General features: G+C 74.9%; 11 protein-coding genes. 4 read left to right on the top strand and 7 right to left on the bottom strand.

Annotation, left to right across the window (positions count from 1 at the left end; translation table 11 throughout):
- The coding region (gene rhlB / locus ML340_RS02240) for an ATP-dependent RNA helicase RhlB (RefSeq protein WP_240096250.1) at positions 1–1,387 on the bottom strand (1,387 nt) is incomplete at its 3' end.
- 200 nt (positions 1,388–1,587) lie between these two features.
- On the opposite strand from rhlB, the gene trxA reads away from it, so the two are divergent.
- Together trxA and rho are read left to right on the top strand one after the other, a co-directional pair.
- A complete protein-coding gene (gene trxA / locus ML340_RS02245) occupies positions 1,588–1,914 on the top strand; it encodes a thioredoxin (RefSeq protein ID WP_240096252.1) in 327 nt (108 codons plus the stop codon).
- A 217-nt stretch (positions 1,915–2,131) separates the two neighbouring features.
- Positions 2,132–3,829 carry a transcription termination factor Rho gene (gene rho, locus ML340_RS02250; protein WP_240096253.1) on the top strand — a complete coding sequence of 566 codons (1,698 nt, stop codon included), beginning with the start codon at positions 2,132–2,134 and terminating at the stop codon, positions 3,827–3,829.
- Between the two features lie 136 nt (positions 3,830–3,965).
- On the opposite strand, the gene ligD is transcribed toward rho, so the two are convergent.
- Positions 3,966–4,838: a non-homologous end-joining DNA ligase gene (gene ligD / locus ML340_RS02255; protein WP_240096255.1), complete on the bottom strand. Its 873-nt coding sequence runs from the start codon at positions 4,836–4,838 to the stop codon at positions 3,966–3,968.
- The gene (locus ML340_RS02260) at positions 4,811–5,608 is read right to left on the bottom strand and encodes a hypothetical protein (protein ID WP_240096257.1); all 798 of its coding nucleotides are present in this window, start codon (positions 5,606–5,608) and stop codon (positions 4,811–4,813) included. The genes ligD and ML340_RS02260 overlap by 28 nt, the downstream gene beginning before the upstream one ends.
- A 150-nt stretch (positions 5,609–5,758) precedes the next feature.
- On the opposite strand from ML340_RS02260, the gene ML340_RS02265 reads away from it, so the two are divergent.
- Complete coding sequence (locus ML340_RS02265; protein ID WP_240096259.1) at positions 5,759–7,561, top strand: monovalent cation:proton antiporter-2 (CPA2) family protein; 1,803 nt, start codon at positions 5,759–5,761, stop codon at positions 7,559–7,561.
- A 14-nt stretch (positions 7,562–7,575) separates the two neighbouring features.
- Here the strand turns inward: ML340_RS02265 and ML340_RS02270 are convergent, their stop codons facing one another.
- Together ML340_RS02270 and ML340_RS02280 are read right to left on the bottom strand one after the other, a co-directional pair.
- The gene (locus ML340_RS02270; RefSeq protein ID WP_425608256.1) at positions 7,576–10,884 is read right to left on the bottom strand and encodes an ankyrin repeat domain-containing protein; all 3,309 of its coding nucleotides are present in this window, start codon (positions 10,882–10,884) and stop codon (positions 7,576–7,578) included.
- Positions 10,865–11,134, bottom strand: coding sequence for a YcgL domain-containing protein (locus ML340_RS02280; protein WP_240096261.1), 270 nt, complete (start codon positions 11,132–11,134; stop codon positions 10,865–10,867). The genes ML340_RS02270 and ML340_RS02280 overlap by 20 nt, the downstream gene beginning before the upstream one ends.
- 136 nt (positions 11,135–11,270) lie before the next feature.
- On the opposite strand from ML340_RS02280, the gene ML340_RS02285 reads away from it, so the two are divergent.
- Positions 11,271–13,661 carry a S9 family peptidase gene (locus tag ML340_RS02285; protein WP_240096264.1) on the top strand — a complete coding sequence of 797 codons (2,391 nt, stop codon included), beginning with the start codon at positions 11,271–11,273 and terminating at the stop codon, positions 13,659–13,661.
- Here ML340_RS02285 and ML340_RS02290 read toward each other — a convergent pair.
- Positions 13,643–14,560: a restriction endonuclease gene (locus ML340_RS02290; protein ID WP_240096266.1), complete on the bottom strand. Its 918-nt coding sequence runs from the start codon at positions 14,558–14,560 to the stop codon at positions 13,643–13,645. The genes ML340_RS02285 and ML340_RS02290 overlap by 19 nt on opposite strands.
- Positions 14,561–14,567: 7 nt before the next feature.
- The gene (locus ML340_RS02295; RefSeq protein WP_240096269.1) at positions 14,568–15,845 is read right to left on the bottom strand and encodes an acetyl-CoA C-acetyltransferase; all 1,278 of its coding nucleotides are present in this window, start codon (positions 15,843–15,845) and stop codon (positions 14,568–14,570) included.
- Positions 15,846–15,883: the final 38 nt, after the last annotated feature.

The raw sequence follows: 15,883 nt of genomic DNA on the forward strand, positions 1-15,883 counted from the left end.
CGCGGTCTTCACGGCGGCCTTCGCTGCGCCCGTCGCCGCCGCGCGCACTGCCGCGGCGCTCGCCCGAACGCCCGCCGCTGCGGCCGCCGCGGCCACCGCCGCGCTTGGCGTCCTCGGCGGCGCGCGCCTCGCGCACCTCGCGGAAGATCTCGCCGATGCTCTCGCCCTCCTCGGCCACGGCCTCCACGCCTGCGCGCGGGGCGCGCGGCAGGGCGGTCAGCAGTTCGGCGGTGACCGGCTCGGACGGGATCTTCTGCTCGATGTAGGCCTCGATGTCGGGCAGCGACATCGCGTAGCGCTCGCAGGCGAAGCTGATCGCGTCGCCTTCCGCGCCCAGGCGCGCGGTGCGCCCGATGCGGTGCACGTAGTCCTCGGCGTCGAACGGCAGGTCGAAGTTGTAGACGTGGGAGACGCCGTCGATGTGCAGGCCGCGCGCGGCCACGTCGGTGGCCACCAGGATCTCCAGCTGGCCGGCCTGGAACTTCTTCAGCAGCGACTCGCGCTTCTTCTGCGGCACGTCGCCGGACAGCACGCCGACCCGGTAGCCGGCCTTCTCCAGCGCGCGCGCGACGCGCTCCACGAACGCCTTGGTGTTGACGAACACCATCGTGCGCGCGCCCTCGCTGCGCGACAGCAGGCCCAGCAGCAGCGGGATCTTCTCCTCGTCGGCCGGGTAGTAGAGCTTCTGGCGCACGCGCGCGGCGGTCACGGTCTCCGCCTCCACCACCAGCTTCTCCGGCTCGTTCATGTGCTCGTAGGCCAGCTCCAGCACGCGGTGGCTCAAGGTGGCCGAGAACAGCAGGGTCTGGCGGGTGGTGCGCTCGGGCATGCGCCGCAGCAGGAAGCGGATGTCCTTGATGAAGCCGAGGTCGAACATGCGGTCGGCCTCGTCCAGCACGCACACCTCGCAGGCGTGCAGGCTGACCACCTTGTGCTGCTTGACGTAGTCGATCAGGCGCCCGGGGGTGGCGATGATGATGTCGGCACCGGCCTGCAGCTGCGCACGCTGCTTGTCGTAGTCCACCCCGCCGTACACCAGCGCGAACTTCAGGCCGAGGTCGGAGGCGAACTTCAGCGCGTCCTTGTGGATCTGGATCGCCAGCTCGCGGGTCGGGGCCAGGATCAGGCAGCGCGGGTCCTCGGCGCGGCGCTCGGCCAGCGCCGGGCGGGTCAGCAGGCGGTTGATGGCGGCGACCAGGAAGGCCAGGGTCTTGCCGGTGCCGGTCTGCGCCTGGCCGGCGACGTCGCGGCCGGCGAGCGCGACCGGCAGGGTCATGGCCTGGATCGGGGTGCAGCGGGTGAAGCCGGCCGCCTCCAGCCCGGCGAGCAGCGCCGGGTGCAGGTCGAAGGAGGCGAAGGTGACGTCGGTCAGGGGCTTGTCGGACACGGAGCGTTCCTGTGGGCCGCGGCCGCGCGGCGGCCGCTTGCGTGTGGACTGGCAGCCGCGCAGACTGCCGGGAAGGGTCCGGGGCTGCTGGTTCCCGGCACGGCCGGGGGCTTGCATCCGCCGCCCGGCAACCCCACCAGTCTAGCATCCGTCCCCACCCCGCCCGCCGCGCCGCGCGCCGGCGCCCCTCCGGAGCCTCCATGAGCGACACCGTCCTGCATGCCACCGATGCCGATTTCGACCAGCTGGTCCTGCAATCGGACGTCCCCGTCCTGGTCGATTTCTGGGCGCCGTGGTGCGGCCCGTGCCGGATGATCGCGCCGGCGCTCGACCAGCTCGCCAGCGAATACGCCGGCAAGGCCAAGGTGGTGAAGATCGACGTCGACCAGAACCCGCGCACCGCGATGCAGTACAAGGTGCGCTCGATCCCGATGCTGCTGGTGTTCAAGGGCGGCCAGATCCACGGCCAGCAGATCGGCGCGGTGGGCAAGGCGCAGCTGGCGCAGCTGCTCGACAAGGCCCTGTGACCCGCGCGCGGGCGCCGCGGTCGCCGGCGCCCGCGCTGAACGCCGCCCGCCGCGGCGGTTGCGCGGCCGCCCGCCGCGGTGCTAGCGTTGCGCCGCAACCGCCGCGCCACACGCGCCCACCGGGCGCAGCGCCGGCAGCTCCCGTCCGGTTCCCACCCGTCGACCCATCCCGACCCGCCCGCCCCGCGGGCGCTCGCCCCTAGCGAGGATCGTTCCCTTGTCCGAGACCCCCAACGACGCCGGCGAAGTCGCCGACAAGCGCGTGCGCCGTACCCGCGTGGCCAAGGCCGCCACTCCGCCCCCCGACACTGCCGCCGAACCCGCGACCGCGGTGGCCGCATCCGCCGCACCGGCCCCCGCCGCGGAGCCCGCGCGCGACTCCGCACCGGCCGAGACCGCCCCCGCGCCTGCCGCGGCCACCGAGAGCCCGGGCGCCAGCACCGCCAGCGAACCGCCTGCGGGCGAGGCGGGCGCCGCCGGCCAGCCCGGAGGCGGCGACGGCCAGCGCCGCCTGAGCCGCCGCGAGCGCTTCAAGAACCGCCGCGAGCGCCAGCGCGAACGCCAGCGCGAGCTGGCGATGGCGGACGAGGGCGGCAACGGCCAAGAGCCCTTCGTGCCGCGCCCGCACCCGCAGGTGCCGGAGGGCTTCCCCAGCTACACCCTGGGCGACCTCAAGCGGCTGCCGGCGCACCGCCTGCTGGAGATCGCCGACCAGCTCTCCATCAGCGAGGGCGTGGCGCGCGCGCGCAAGCAGGACATCATCTTCGCGATCCTGAAGGTGCTGACCCGCCACGGCGAGGGCGTGCAGGCCGACGGCGTGCTGGAGATCCTGCCGGACGGCTACGGCTTCCTGCGCGCGGCCGAGGCCAGCTACCTGGCCGGCCCGGACGACGTCTACATCAGCCCGTCGCAGATCCGCCGCTTCAACCTGCGCACCGGCGACCACGTCTCCGGCCGCATCCGCTGGCCCAAGGACGGCGAGCGCTATTTCGCGCTCAACATCGTCGACACCATCAACGGCGAGCCGCTGGAGGCGAGCAAGAACAAGACCCTGTTCGAGAACCTCACCCCGCTGTTCCCGCGCCGGCGCTTCAAGTTGGAGCGCGGCGACGGCTCCAGCGAGGACATCACCGGCCGCATCCTCGACCTGATGGCGCCGCAGGGCAAGGGCCAGCGCTCGCTGATCGTCAGCCCGCCCAAGGCCGGCAAGACGATGATGATGCAGCAGATCGCCACCGCGATCACCACCAACCACCCGGACGTGCACCTGATCGTGCTGCTGATCGACGAGCGCCCGGAGGAAGTGACCGAAATGCAGCGCACCGTGCGTGGCGAGGTCATCAGCTCCACCTTCGACGAGCCGGCCGCGCGCCACGTGCAGGTGGCCGAGATGGTGATCGAGCGCGCCAAGCGCCTGGTCGAGCACAAGAAGGACGTGGTGATCCTGCTGGACTCCATCACCCGCCTGGCGCGCGCCTACAACAACGTGCTGCCCAGCAGCGGCAAGGTCCTGACCGGCGGCGTGGACGCCAACGCGCTGCACCGCCCGAAGCGCTTCTTCGGCGCCGCCCGCAACGTCGAGGAAGGCGGCTCGCTCACCATCATCGCCACCGCGCTGGTGGACACCGGCAGCGCGATGGACAAGGTGATCTACGAGGAGTTCAAGGGCACCGGCAACAGCGAGGTGCACCTGGACCGCCGCATCACCGAGAAGCGCGTGTACCCGGCGATCGCGGTCAACCTGTCTGGCACCCGCCGCGAGGACCTGCTGATCGAGCCGGAGCTGCTGCAGAAGATCTGGATCCTGCGCAAGCTGCTGCACCCGATGGACGAGATCGCGGCGATGGAGTTCCTGCTCGACAAGATGAAGAACACCAAGTCCAACGACGAATTCTTCGCCTCGATGAAGCGCTGACGGCCCACCGCCCGCGCCGCGAGCGACGCCCCGCCGACGCGCGGGGCGTCGGCGTTTCGGGGGCCGGCCAGCACGCGCAGGTCGGGCCACCTGGACCTGCGAGGGTCACCGACACGCGGCGCAGGCGTGGAGTGGGTCAGGCCGCCGGCAGCGCCTGCCGGCACTGCGCGAAGCCCTCCCAGGGATCGCGGGCGAGCGCCTGCGCGCGCTGCCGCGCGCGCGGCAGGTCGTAGGCGGCGGGGCCGGGGCACTCGGCCAGCTCGTCCCAGTGCAGCGGCATCGCCACCGGCAGCCGCGGGCGCGCGCGCAGCGACCAGCCGGCCACGCTACTGGCACCGCGCGCGTTGCGCTGCCAGTCCAGGTAGATGCGCCCGCCGCGCGCCGTGCGCGCGGCGCCGCTGGCATAGCGCCGGGGCGCGGCGTCCTGCAGCGCCTGCGCCAGCGCGCGGCAGAACGCGCGCAGCGCGGTCCAGTCCGGGCCCGGTGCGAACGGCGCGACCACGTGCACGCCCTTGCCGCCGGTCAGCCGCACCCAGCTGCGCAGGCCGCGCGCGGCGAGCGCCCCGCGCACCTCGACCGCGGCGTCGCGGACCTGCGCCCACGGCAGCGCCGGATCCGGGTCGAGGTCGAACACCAGCCGGTCCGGGCGGTCCGGCGCGTCCGCCGGCGCGCCCCACGGGTGCAGTTCGAGCACGTTCATCTGCACCAGGGCCTGCAGGCCGCGGGCATCCTCGATGGCCAGCAGCGGCCCGCCCTCGCCGCGCGCGTCCGGCAGCGCCAGCGCGCGCACCCCGGGCCCGAACCCGGGGCGGTAGTGGCGCTGGAAGAAACACGCCGCTCCGACCCCGTCCGGGCAGCGCAGCAGCGACAGCGGCCGTCCTGCGACCTGCGGTAGCAGCCAGGGCGCGACGGCCTCGTAATACGCGGCCACATCCGCCTTGCGCAGCCCGCTGGCGGCATCCACCACCCGCTGCGGATGGGTCAGCACGGGCGGCCGGACGCGGGCCACGGCGGCAGCGCCGGGGTCAGCCCTCGACCGGGGTGTGCAGATGCGGCCCGCCGCCCCCCAGCAGGCTGATCGCGTTGGGCGGCTCCGCGCCCGGGCCGCCGGCCGCCTGCAGGGCTTCCTGTGCCCACGGGATGTCGCGGTTGCGCGGCCCGGGCAGGTAGGTACGCCGCCGGCCGGGCTCGGAGGAGGCCTCCCCACCCAGGATGAAATCGACCGGCACCCGGACGATGTGCGGACCGGGGCCGAGCGCGGACGACACGTCCAGCCGCCAGCACGCGCCGTATCTGCTGCATCAGGCGCTCATTACCGACGGTATACAGGTCGACCTGCTCGGTCGCCGCGTCCTGCGGGATGCCGTTGGCATCCACCCGCAGCAGCAGGTAGACGTTGCCCGCATAGCCGAATCGGAGCGCATCTTCCGGGTAGATCGGCGCAGGCATTCGGCATGGCCCCGCACCGTCACCCCCCTTCGGATCGCCAAACCAGGCGCTGGCCAGGCGCTGGCGCATCGGCGCGCGCACGTCGACCGGTTCACCGGCCTCCCGCACCAGTTCGAATTGCCAGCCGCGGATGCTCCCATCGAGAAAGCCGCGCACGTCCTGGCCGATCGGCGCCTTCGGGTCCGGGCGGTACTCGCGGATCGCGCCGTCGGGCCCCAGCGTGATCTCGCCGGCCACCACCAGTCTCGATTCCAGCGCCTGGCGCTCCACCGCCGCGGCCGGGACGAGCGCGCCCGGCAGCAACCCCGGCGCCAGCAGGCGTGCCCCCATCCATGCCCCGATCCCCATCGCGCCGCCCTCCCAGCGATCCGCGTGCGGGCGACTGTAGCCACGCACCGCGACCGCCGCAACGAACGCGCCGCACAGGCGCCGGCCGCGCGATCGCCGATACTGGGGCCGGTACGAACGCGCGGAGCCTGCATGCACGGCGGCGGTCTCACCCTGGCCTTGGTCTTCCTGCTGGCGGCGGTGGTCGCAGTCCCGCTGTTCAAGCGCCTGCGCCTGGGCGCGATCCTCGGCTACCTCGCGGCCGGGGCGCTGCTCGGGCCGCACGGGCTGCGCCTGGTGCCACAACCGGAACCGGTGTTGGCCGCCAGCGAGATCGGGGTGGTGATGCTGCTGTTCGTGATCGGGCTGGAGCTGTCGCTGGCGCGGCTGAAGCTGCTGCGCCGCCCGGTGTTCGGCGCCGGCGGCACCCAGGTGCTGCTCAGCGGGCTGGCGCTCGGCGCGCTGGCGCTCGCCGCCGGCCTGGGCTGGAAGCCGGCGCTGGTGGTCGGGCTGGGGTTGGCGCTGTCGTCCACCGCGGTCGGCCTGCAGCTCTTGGCCGAGCGCAAGGCCCTGGCCAGCGAGCACGGCCGGCTCGGGTTCGCCATCCTGCTGTTCCAGGACCTGGCGGCGATCCCGCTGCTGGCGGCGATCCCGCTGCTCGGACGCGCGGCGGTGGCCGACGCCCACGTCGGCAGCGCGGTGCTGCAGGCGCTGGCCGCGATCGCCGCGCTGGTGCTGGGCGGGCGCTACCTGCTGCGCCACCTGTTCCGCGCGGTGGCGCGCACCGGCATCCCCGAGGTCTTCACCGGGGCCGCGCTGCTGGTGGTGCTCGGCAGCGCCTGGCTGCTGCAGCTGGCCGGGCTGAGCGCGGGCCTGGGCGCGTTCCTGGCCGGCGTGCTGCTGGCCGAGTCGGAGTACCGGCACGAGTTGGAGGCGCAGATCCGCCCGTTCGAGGGCCTGCTGCTCGGGCTGTTCTTCATGGCGGTGGGGATGAGCATCGACCTGCAGCGGATCGCGGCGGAGCCGGGCATCGTCGCGACCGGCGTGCTGATCTTGCTGGCGGTGAAGTCCGCGCTGCTGTATCTGGTCGGGCGCCGGCCCGGGCAGCTGGCGCCGCGCGAGGCGCTGCTGCTGGCGGCGACCCTGGCGATGGGCGGCGAGTTCGCGTTCGTGGTGTTCTCCGAGGCGGCGCGGGTCGGGCTGCTGGCCGCGGCCCAGCGCGACCGCCTGGTGGCGATCGTCGGGGTGTCGATGGCGCTGGCGCCGCTGCTGCTGGTGGTGCTGGCGCGCCTGCTGCGCGATCCGGCGCCGGCGGCCGCGGCGCGCCCGTTCGACGCCATCCCCGACAGCCGCCCGCAGGTGCTGATCGCCGGCTTCGGCCGCTTCGGCCAGGTGGTCGCGCGCCTGCTGTGGGCGCAGAAGATCCCGTTCATCGCGATCGACCCGGACGTGGCGCAGGTGGACTTCTTCCGCCGCTTCGGCAACCCGGTCTACTACGGCGACCCGACCCACCCGGAGCTGCTGCGCGCGGCCGGCGCCGCGCACGTGCGCGCGTTCGTGGTCGCGATCGACCGCCCGGAGCAGGCGCTGGCGCTGGTGCGCCTGCTGCGCACGCAGTATCCGGACGCCGCGGTGCTGGCGCGCGCGCGCGACCGCCGCCACGCGTGGCAGCTGCTGGACCTCGGCGCGCAGCCGTTCCGCGAGCTGTTCGCCAGCAGCCTCGAGCTGGGCCGGGCGCTGCTGCAGACCCTGGGCATGGACCCGGAGCTGGCGGCGCAGCGGGTGCAGCGCTTCCGCGCGTTCGACGAGCGCCTGCTGGAGGCCCAGCGCCAGCTGCAGGACGACGAGGACGCGCTGCTGCAGAGCGCGCAGGATGCGCGCCGCGAGCTGGCCGAACTGTTCGAGGCCGACGCCGGCGAGGGCAGCCTCGGCCGGCTGGTCGATCCGCGCGACTGAGCGGGCGCGCCGGGTCAGGGTTCGCGCAGGAAACGCGCCAGCGACACCGGTGCCGAGGGCGGCGCGGCCGGCACCAGTTCCGCGGCCAGATCCACGTAGCCGCGTACCAGCGCCAGCTCGCGCGGGGTGCGCCCGAGCGCGTCGCGCGCGTGTACGTCGGCGCCGGCCTGCAGCAGCGCCTGCGCGACCTGCAGCAGCCCATGCAAGGCCGCCAGGTGCAGCGCGGTGAAGCCGCGCGCGTCGCGCGCGTCCAGCCGCGCACCCTCGTCGAGCAGGCGCTCCAGCCCGCCCAGCAGCACGTCCTCGCGCGCCGGGGTGCCGGGCTCGGCGCGCGCGCCGAGCAGCAGCAGCAGCGGGGTCAGGCCCTTGTCCGCGGGCGCATCCACTTCGGCCCCGGCCAGCAGCAGCGCATCGAGTAGCGCCAGCAGCCGCGGCCGCTCGCGCGCGGTGAAGCCGTACAGCGCGGCGCAGTGCAGCGCGGTCAGGCCCTGCGCGTCGCGCGCCTGCAGGTCGGCGCCGGCCGCCAGCAGGCGGCTGGCCAGGTCCGGCAGGCCGAGCGCGGCGGCCAGCATCAGCACGCTCACCTGCCCGGGCAGGCGCTGCTCGAGGTCGGCGCCGGCCGCGAGCAGGCGGTCCACGATCGCCGGCTGGCGCATGCTCACCGCCGCCGACAGCGGGGTGGCGCCGGTGTAGGCGGCCAAGCTGGGATCGGCGCCGCGCGCGAGCAGGGCCTCGACCACCGCCAGGTGGCCGCCGCCGGCGGCACGCAGCAGCGCGGTGCAGCCCTGGGCGTCGGTGGCATCGATCGGCAGGCCGAGCGCGAGCAGGCGGGTCACCGCCTCGGCGTCGCCGCGCACCGCCGCCGCCGGCAGGTCGGGGCCGCGCAGGGGGCGCCCGGGCCATGGCCAGCCGCGCCAGTCCAGCCACTGCGTCAGCTCGCGGCGGCCGGCGGCGAGCGCCAGCCCGAGCGGGGTCTGGCCGTCCGCGGCGCGCCGGTCCGGGCGCGCGCCGGCGCGCAGCAGGGCCTGCAGCAGGGGCAGGTCGGCGCGCGCCACCGCGATGTGCAGCGCCGTCTCGCCACCGGGGCCGGCACTGTCCGGATCCACCCCGCGCGCCAGCAGCGCGCTCGCCAACCGGGCCCAGCCGAGCCGGGCGGCCAGCAGCAGCGGGGACGTACCATCCGGCGTCGGCGCGAACGGATCGGCCCCGCGTTCCAGCAGTTCCAGCGCCTGGCGCTCGCCAACGGCGTCTGCATCCTGGGCCAGGCAGGCGGCGAGGAAGCGCGCCAACCCCCCGCCCCCGGCGGGGCTGGCTCCCGCCGCGAACAGCGCCTGCAGCACCGGCCAACCGGCGCTGCCGCGCGCCAGTGCCGCCCAGACCGGCAGCGGCTGCCCGGGCAGGCGTGCCTCGGCGGCGGCGCCGTGGCGCAGCAGCCAGTCCACCGTGGACGGCAGCGCCGCGATCTCCGCATCCAGCAGCAGGCCGCTCAGCGCGGCGGGCGTGACCAGGCCCAGCAGCGGCGCCGGGTCGGTGCCGGCGAGCAGGCGCTCGCGCAGCAGCAGCAGCGGCGGACGGTCGGCCGGCGGCGCCTCGCCGGCGACCGCGACCGGCAATTCGCGCTGCGGATCCAGCACTGCCAGCAGGGTCCAGCGCCCGGCCGCCGCGGCCAGGTCGCAGGCGCTGCGCCCGGCGCCATCGGCGGCATGCGGATCCAGCCCGAGCGCCAGCAGCCGCCGCACCACCTCGGACGAGGGCGCATCCGCGCGGCAGGCCAGGTGCAGCGCGCTGGCGCCCTCGGCATCGCGCGCGTGCGGATCGGCGTGCGCGGTCAGCAGCGCCTCCAGCACCGCCGGCGCGCCGGCGAGCGCGGCCGCGTGCAGCGGGGTGCGCCCGGCCTGGTCGCAGGCCGTGGCATCCGCGCCGGCGTCCAGCAGGGCGCGCACGATCGCCGCATGCCCGGCCGCCGCGGCCACATGCAGGGCGCTGCGCCCGTCGCCGTCGCGTGCATCCAGACGGGCGCGCTGGCGCAGCAGCAGCTGCACCCCGGCCGGGTCGTCGTCGTCGCCGCCGGCCGCCGCCAGCAGCGCCGGGCGGGCGCCCGCCGCATCCGGCTGCGCGCCGCGTTCCAGCAGAAACTTGGCCAGCCGCCAGTTGCCGACCGCACAGGCCATCCCGAGCGGGGTCAGGCCGTCGCCATCGCAGGCCTCCAGTTCGGCCCCGGCGTCCAACAGCAGGGCGGCGACCGCCGGGTCCGAGCTGCGCGCGGCGTGGTGCAGCGGAGTGCGACCTTCGCCATCGCGCACCCGCGGGTCGGCGCCGTTGGCCAACAGCGTGGTGACCGCTTCCGGGCGCCCGTGCCAGCTGTCGCGGGTGGCCGCCAACAGCGGCGGCATGCCTTCGGCCGGGTTGAGCTCGGCGCCGCGCGCGATCAGTGCGCGCAGCAGGCGCAGGTCAGGCAGCAGCGCGGCCAGCACCAGCAGGCTGCGGCGGTCACGCTCGCCCGCGGGCGGCGGCGCCGCCGGATCGGCACCGGCCTCCAGCAGCGCCAGTGCCTGCGCCACCCGGCCGCTGCGCGCGGCGGCGTACAGCGCAGCCGTCTGCGCGGCGGTGTCCCGCGCCGGCGCGGGCCCTGGGTCGGCCTGCACTGCGGGCGGCTCCACTTCGGCCGCCGCCGGCCGCGGCATCTCGCGCACCGGCAGGCCCGCGATCCGCGCCGCCGCCATGGGCGCACGTGCCAACTGCAGCCACAGCGGCAGCAGCACCGCGGCCGCCAGCGCCAGCCCGAGGCGCGGAGCGCCCGCCAGCCCTCCGGGCCAGGCCAGGGCGAGCGCGGCCAGCAGCACCAGCGCCACCGGTAGCGCAGTGCGCAGCCCGCGCCAGGCCTGCCGCTCGGCGGCCGGCACCGGCGTCGCCCAGCGCGACGCGAGCGGTCCGCCTGCACACAGCAGCCCATGCCAGAACGGCCACTGCCACCACAGCGCCAGCAGCAGCACGCCGAGCGCAGCGCTCATCGCCAGCACGCTGCCCGGACCGGGCGCGGTGCGCAGCGCCTGCAGCGGCAGCACCAGCAACGCCGCGGCCAGCGCCAGCGCCAGCCCCCAGGCCAGGGCGAGCGCCCCCAGATCGCGCGCGCCCGCCGTGCCGGCATCGCCCGCACGCAGCAGGGCGAACGCGACCGGCACCGGCGCCAGCAGGGCAAGCAGGCCGAAGCCGGGGCGCTCCAGGCCGGCCGCGGCGGTCAGGCCGAGGCCGAGCAGCAGCAGCGCGAGCGCGCCGGCGCGCCGGCGCCGCCGGGCCGCCGCCTCAGCCATCGGCGCGGACATCCGTCCCCACGCGCGCGGTCTCCGCCGGCGGCAGCTGCAGGTGGAAGCCGCGCGCGGCCAGGTTGGCGCGCACCACGGCCGGATCCTCGCGCGCCAGCCGGCGCTCCGGGGTCAGCGCCACCTCGAGCACGAACGCCAGCGCCCCCAGGCGCGCGCGCAGTGATTCCGGCAGGCAGCCGAAATCGTCGCGGCGGGCCAGGTACACGTAGGTATCCGCCTTGCGCAGGCTCTTGTAGACGTAGGCGTACATCGGGCGTCCACGGGCAGTGCCGGGGATTGTGCGGGAAAGCCGCGGTGGACGGAACCGCGAGGCCGGCGTCCGGCACGGGCGCGCGGCGTGCGGGCTGCTAGGCTGCTGCGCTCCACCGCCACCTCGCTGCCCGCCGATGCGCCCGTTCCCGCTAGCCCTGGCCCTGCTGCTGACCTGCACCGCCGCCCATGCCGGCGAACCGATCACCCTCGCCCAGGCGATGGCCGACCCGGACTGGATCGGCCCGCCGGTCGAGCGCATGTGGTGGCGCTGGGACGGGCGCGCCGCGCAGTACACCCTCAAGCGTGCCGGCAGCCCGGTGCGCGACACCTGGCAGGTGGCGATCACCGGCGACCCCCCGCAACGCCTGGACGGCGCGGCCCTGGCCGAAGTGGACGCGCCCGGCGCGGTGACCGCGCGCGGCGGCCAGCGGCTCGCGTTCGTGCGCAACGGCGATGTGTTCGTGCGCGACCTACATAGCGGCGCGCTGCAGGCGCTGACCCGCGGCGGCGCGCCGGCCGCGCGCCTGCAGTGGAGCGACGACGGCGGTCTGGTGTGGCAGGCCGGCGCGGCGTGGTATCGCTGGGACGGGCGGGTGGTGGCGCTGGCGGCGGAGGCGAAGGCCGAGGACGCCCCGGACGCGCCGCCCAAGCCGGACCTGCTGCGCGAGCGCCAGCTGCGCCTGCTGTCCACCCTCGCCGACGACCGCGCCCGCCAGGAGGCGGCGCGCGCCGAGGACGCCGCGCGCCGGCGTGCCGACCCGACCCGCGCGCCGGCGCCGATCTACCTCGGCAGCGGCGTCGCCATCGTGGACAGCGCGCTGTCGCCGGACGGCCGCTGGCTGCTGGTGGTGACCGTGCCCAAGGACGCCGATCCCGGCCGCCGCGGCAAGCTGCCGCGCTATCTGACCGAATCCGGCTACGAGGAGAGCGAGGACGTGCGCACCCGGGTCGGGCGCAATCCGCCCGCCGGGCAGCGCCTGTGGCTGGCCGAGGTTGCCAGCGGCCAGGTGCGCGCGGTCAGCCTGGCCGCCCTGCCCGGCATCGGCGAGGACCCGCTGGCCGACCTGCGCCGGAAGGCCGGGCTGCCGCCGCTGCAGGGCGAGCGCCCGGTGCGGATCGCGGCGGACGAGGACGCCCCCGCCGCCTCCACCCTGCGCTGGACCGGCGACAGCCGCCAGGTGGCGGTGATGCTGCGCGCGATCGACAACAAGGACCGCTGGATCGCCACTGTGGACCTCGCGCGCGCGGCGCTGGTGCCGCGCCACCGCCTGCACGATCCGGCCTGGATCAACTGGGACTTCAACGACTTCGGCTGGCTACCGGACAACCGCAGCCTGTGGTACCTGTCCGAGGAAGCCGGCTACGCCCACCTGTACGTGCTCGGCGCGGACGGACGCCGGCGCCAGCTCACCGATGGCCGCTGGGAGACCTCGCAGGTCGCGCTCGCCCCCGACGGCGCGACCTTCTACTTCGTCTGTAACCCGGTCCGCCCGATCGCCTACGAGGTGTGCAGCGTGCCGGCCGCCGGCGGCCCGCTGCGCACCCTGACCGCGCTCGGCGGGGTCGAGGACTTCGTGCTCTCCCCGCACGGGCGCGACCTGCTGGTGCGCCATTCCGGCCCCTACCTGCCGCCGCAGCTGGCGGTGCTGCCCGCCGCCGGCGGCCCCCCGCGCGAGCTGACCGACACCCGCAGCGCCGACTTCCGCGCGCGCGACTGGATCCAGCCGCAGGCGGTGCAGATCCCGAGCCGACATGGCGCCGGCACGATCTGGGGCAAGTTCTACGGCCCGGCCCGACTGGAACCGGGACGGCGCTATCCGCTGGTGCTGTTCGTGCACGGCGCCGGCTACCTGCAGAACGCCGACCTGCGCTGGCCGGACTACTTCCGCGAGCAGATGTTCCACAACCTGCTGGTGCAGCAGGGCTTTTTAGTGCTGGACCTGGACTATCGCGCCAGCGCCGGCTACGGCCGCGACTGGCGCACCGCGATCTACCGCTGGATGGGCAAGCCGGAGCTGGAGGACTACCTGGACGGCATCGCCTGGGCGGCGGCCGAGCGCCAGGCCGATCCCGACCGGGTCGGTATCTACGGCGGCAGCTACGGCGGGTTCCTGACCTTCATGGCGCTGTTCCAGCACCCCGGCACGTTCAAGGCCGGCGCCGCGCTGCGCCCGGTCAGCGACTGGACCCAGTACAACCACGAATACACCAGCAACATCCTCAACACCCCCGAGCTCGACCCCGAGGCCTACCGCCGTTCCTCGCCGATCGAGTACGCCCAGGGCCTGGCCGACCCGCTGCTGATCGCGCACGGGATGATCGACGACAACGTGTTCTTCCGCGACTCGGTGATGCTCACCCAGAGGCTGATCGAACTGCGCAAGGACGGCTGGGAGATCGCGCTGTACCCGCTCGAGCGCCACGGCTTCGTGCACCCGGACAGTTGGTACGACGAGTTCCGCCGGATCGACCAGTTGTTCCTGCGCACGCTGCGGCCGCAGACGGATCAGGCGTCCTCGAAGTAATCCGAATCCAACCGCCGCACGACGTAGGTTGCGACCGGGGTCACCCCGACCCCGGCCTCGATCATCAGGTGCGCCATTTCGCGGCCGTCCACGAGCACCACCTTCTTGTCGAGATGGCGCACGTATTCGCGCGCCTCGGCGGTGAACGTCCCGGTGGTCATGAAGATGCCTTTGCCCGCGCGCTGGCCGTGCAGCGCGCCGACGAAGCGCTGGATCTCCGGGCGGCCGACACTGCCCTGCCAGCGCTTGGCCTGCAGGTAGATCACGTCCAGGCCGAGCCGGTCTTCCTTGATGGTGCCGTCGATGCCGCCGTCGCCGCTGCGGCCGAGGCGCGCACCGGCATCCTCGCGCGCGCCACCGTAGCCGAGTGCCAGTAGCAGGTCGATCACGACCTGCTCGAAGAACTCCGGGGCCACCGCCTGTAGCCGTGCGAGAAGATCGCTGGCGAGGGCATCGCGGACCTGCTGGTAGGCCTCCTGCAGCAGCTCGTCGGCGGTGCGGGCAGCCTCCGGGTGGAGGTCGGGGCTGGCCCCGGGATCGGCGGTGGTCGTGCCGAGGCTCGCCATGTACTCGGCATACGCCGGAAAGCGACCCAGGTACTCCTTGTCGATCCGCACGGGTGGCGCTTGCAGCACCTGCCGCCCAGCGTCGGTGATCTCGAAACGCCCGCGGCGCGGCTTGGCGAGCAACCCCGCCTTGGCAAGGTAGAAGCTGGCCCAGCCAATGCGGTTGTGCAGCACGCGCTGCTGGCCGCTGGGCAGGCGCTGGGCGCGCTCCTCGGGGCCGAGGGCGAGCGCATCCGCCAACAGGCGTTCGGCGGTCACCAGATCATGCGCACGCCCTTCGCCGGCCAAGCGCAGCAGCGGCAGCATCAGGTCTTCGAACGTCGGCAGCGCCATCCGGTCCTCACCGCTCCAGGATCGCCGCCACGCCCATGCCGCCGGCGGTGCAGATCGACACCAGGCAGCGACCGCCGCCAAGTTCCTTCAGCTGGCGCGCGGCGGTGGCGACGATGCGCGCGCCGGTGGCGGCGAACGGATGGCCGGTCGCGAGCGAGGAGCCGACCGGGTTGATCCGCGCCGGGTCGATCGCGCCGAGCGGGGCGTCCAGCCCGAGGCGGTCGCGGCAGTAGTCGGCGCTCTCCCACGCGCGCAGGGTGCACAGCACCTGCGCGGCGAAGGCTTCGTGGATCTCGTACAGGTCGAAGTCCTGCAGGCGCAGGCGGTGGCGCGCCAGCAGGCGCGCCACCGCGACCGTGGGCGCCATCAGCAGGCCCTCGCCGTGCACGAAGTCGACCGCGGCGGTCTGCACGTCCACCAGCCGGCACAGCACCTCGTGCCCATGCGCGGCGGCCCAGTCCTCGCTGGCCAGCAGGCAGGCCGCGGCGCCGTCGGTCAGCGGGGTGGAGTTGCCGGCGGTCAGGGTGCCGTGGCCGGAGGTCTTGTCGAACGCGGGCTTGAGGGTGGCCAGCTTCTCCACGCTGGTGTCGGGGCGCAGGATGTTGTCGCGCTCCACCCCGCGGAACGGCACTACCAGGCCGTCGAAGAAGCCGCGCGCGTAGGCCGCGGCGAGCTTGTGGTGCGAGCCGACCGCCAGCGCGTCCTGGCTGGCGCGGTCGATGCCCCACTGGCGCGCCATGTCCTCGCAGTGCTGGCCCATGGACTTGCCGGTGCGCGGTTCGGTCACCCCGGGGAACGCCGGCTTGAGCTCGCCCGGGCGGAAGCCGCGGAACGCCGCCAGCTTCTGCCCGAGGCTCTTGGCCGCCGCCGCCTGCAGCAGGCGCCGGCGCAGGCGCGCGCCGTACACGATCGGCACGTCCGAGGTGGTGTCCGAACCGCCGCCGATCCCGGCCTCGATCTGCCCGGTCGCGATCTTGCCGGCGATGATGGCGATGCTGTCCAGCGAGGTCCCGCAGGCGCGCTGCAGGGTGATCCCGGGGGTCAGCGGCGACAGCCCGGAGGACAGCGCGGCCTCGCGCGCGAGGTTCCAGTCGGAGGAGTGCTTGATCACCGCCCCCATCGCCACCTCGCCCAGTTCCTGCCCCTGCAGGCGGAACGCCTCGACCAGCGCGCCGAGCACGCGCACCGACAGGCCGAGGTTGCCGACGTCGGCGTAGGCCGTGTTCTGGCGGCAGAAGGGAATGCGGACGCCGCCGAGGACGGCGACGGGACGACCATGCTGCATCGGCTTGACCTCGTGCGGCCCGCACGGCGCGGGATTCC

The organism is Thermomonas flagellata (assembly GCF_022419185.1).
In the GTDB taxonomy this organism is placed as follows: Bacteria; Pseudomonadota; Gammaproteobacteria; order Xanthomonadales; family Xanthomonadaceae; genus Thermomonas; species Thermomonas flagellata.

Bases quoted from the DNA above. Each gene is read 5' to 3' on its own strand.
- trxA (WP_240096252.1), top strand. From the start codon at position 1,588: ATGAGCGACACCGTCCTGCATGCCACCGATGCCGATTTCGACCAGCTG.
- ML340_RS02260 (WP_240096257.1), bottom strand. From the start codon at position 5,608: ATGGGGGCACGCCTGCTGGCGCCGGGGTTGCTGCCGGGCGCGCTCGTC.
- ML340_RS02265 (WP_240096259.1), top strand. From the start codon at position 5,759: ATGCACGGCGGCGGTCTCACCCTGGCCTTGGTCTTCCTGCTGGCGGCG.
- ML340_RS02270 (WP_425608256.1), bottom strand. From the start codon at position 10,884: ATGTCCGCGCCGATGGCTGAGGCGGCGGCCCGGCGGCGCCGGCGCGCC.
- ML340_RS02280 (WP_240096261.1), bottom strand. From the start codon at position 11,134: ATGTACGCCTACGTCTACAAGAGCCTGCGCAAGGCGGATACCTACGTG.
- ML340_RS02285 (WP_240096264.1), top strand. From the start codon at position 11,271: ATGCGCCCGTTCCCGCTAGCCCTGGCCCTGCTGCTGACCTGCACCGCC.
- ML340_RS02290 (WP_240096266.1), bottom strand. From the start codon at position 14,560: ATGGCGCTGCCGACGTTCGAAGACCTGATGCTGCCGCTGCTGCGCTTG.
- ML340_RS02295 (WP_240096269.1), bottom strand. From the start codon at position 15,845: ATGCAGCATGGTCGTCCCGTCGCCGTCCTCGGCGGCGTCCGCATTCCC.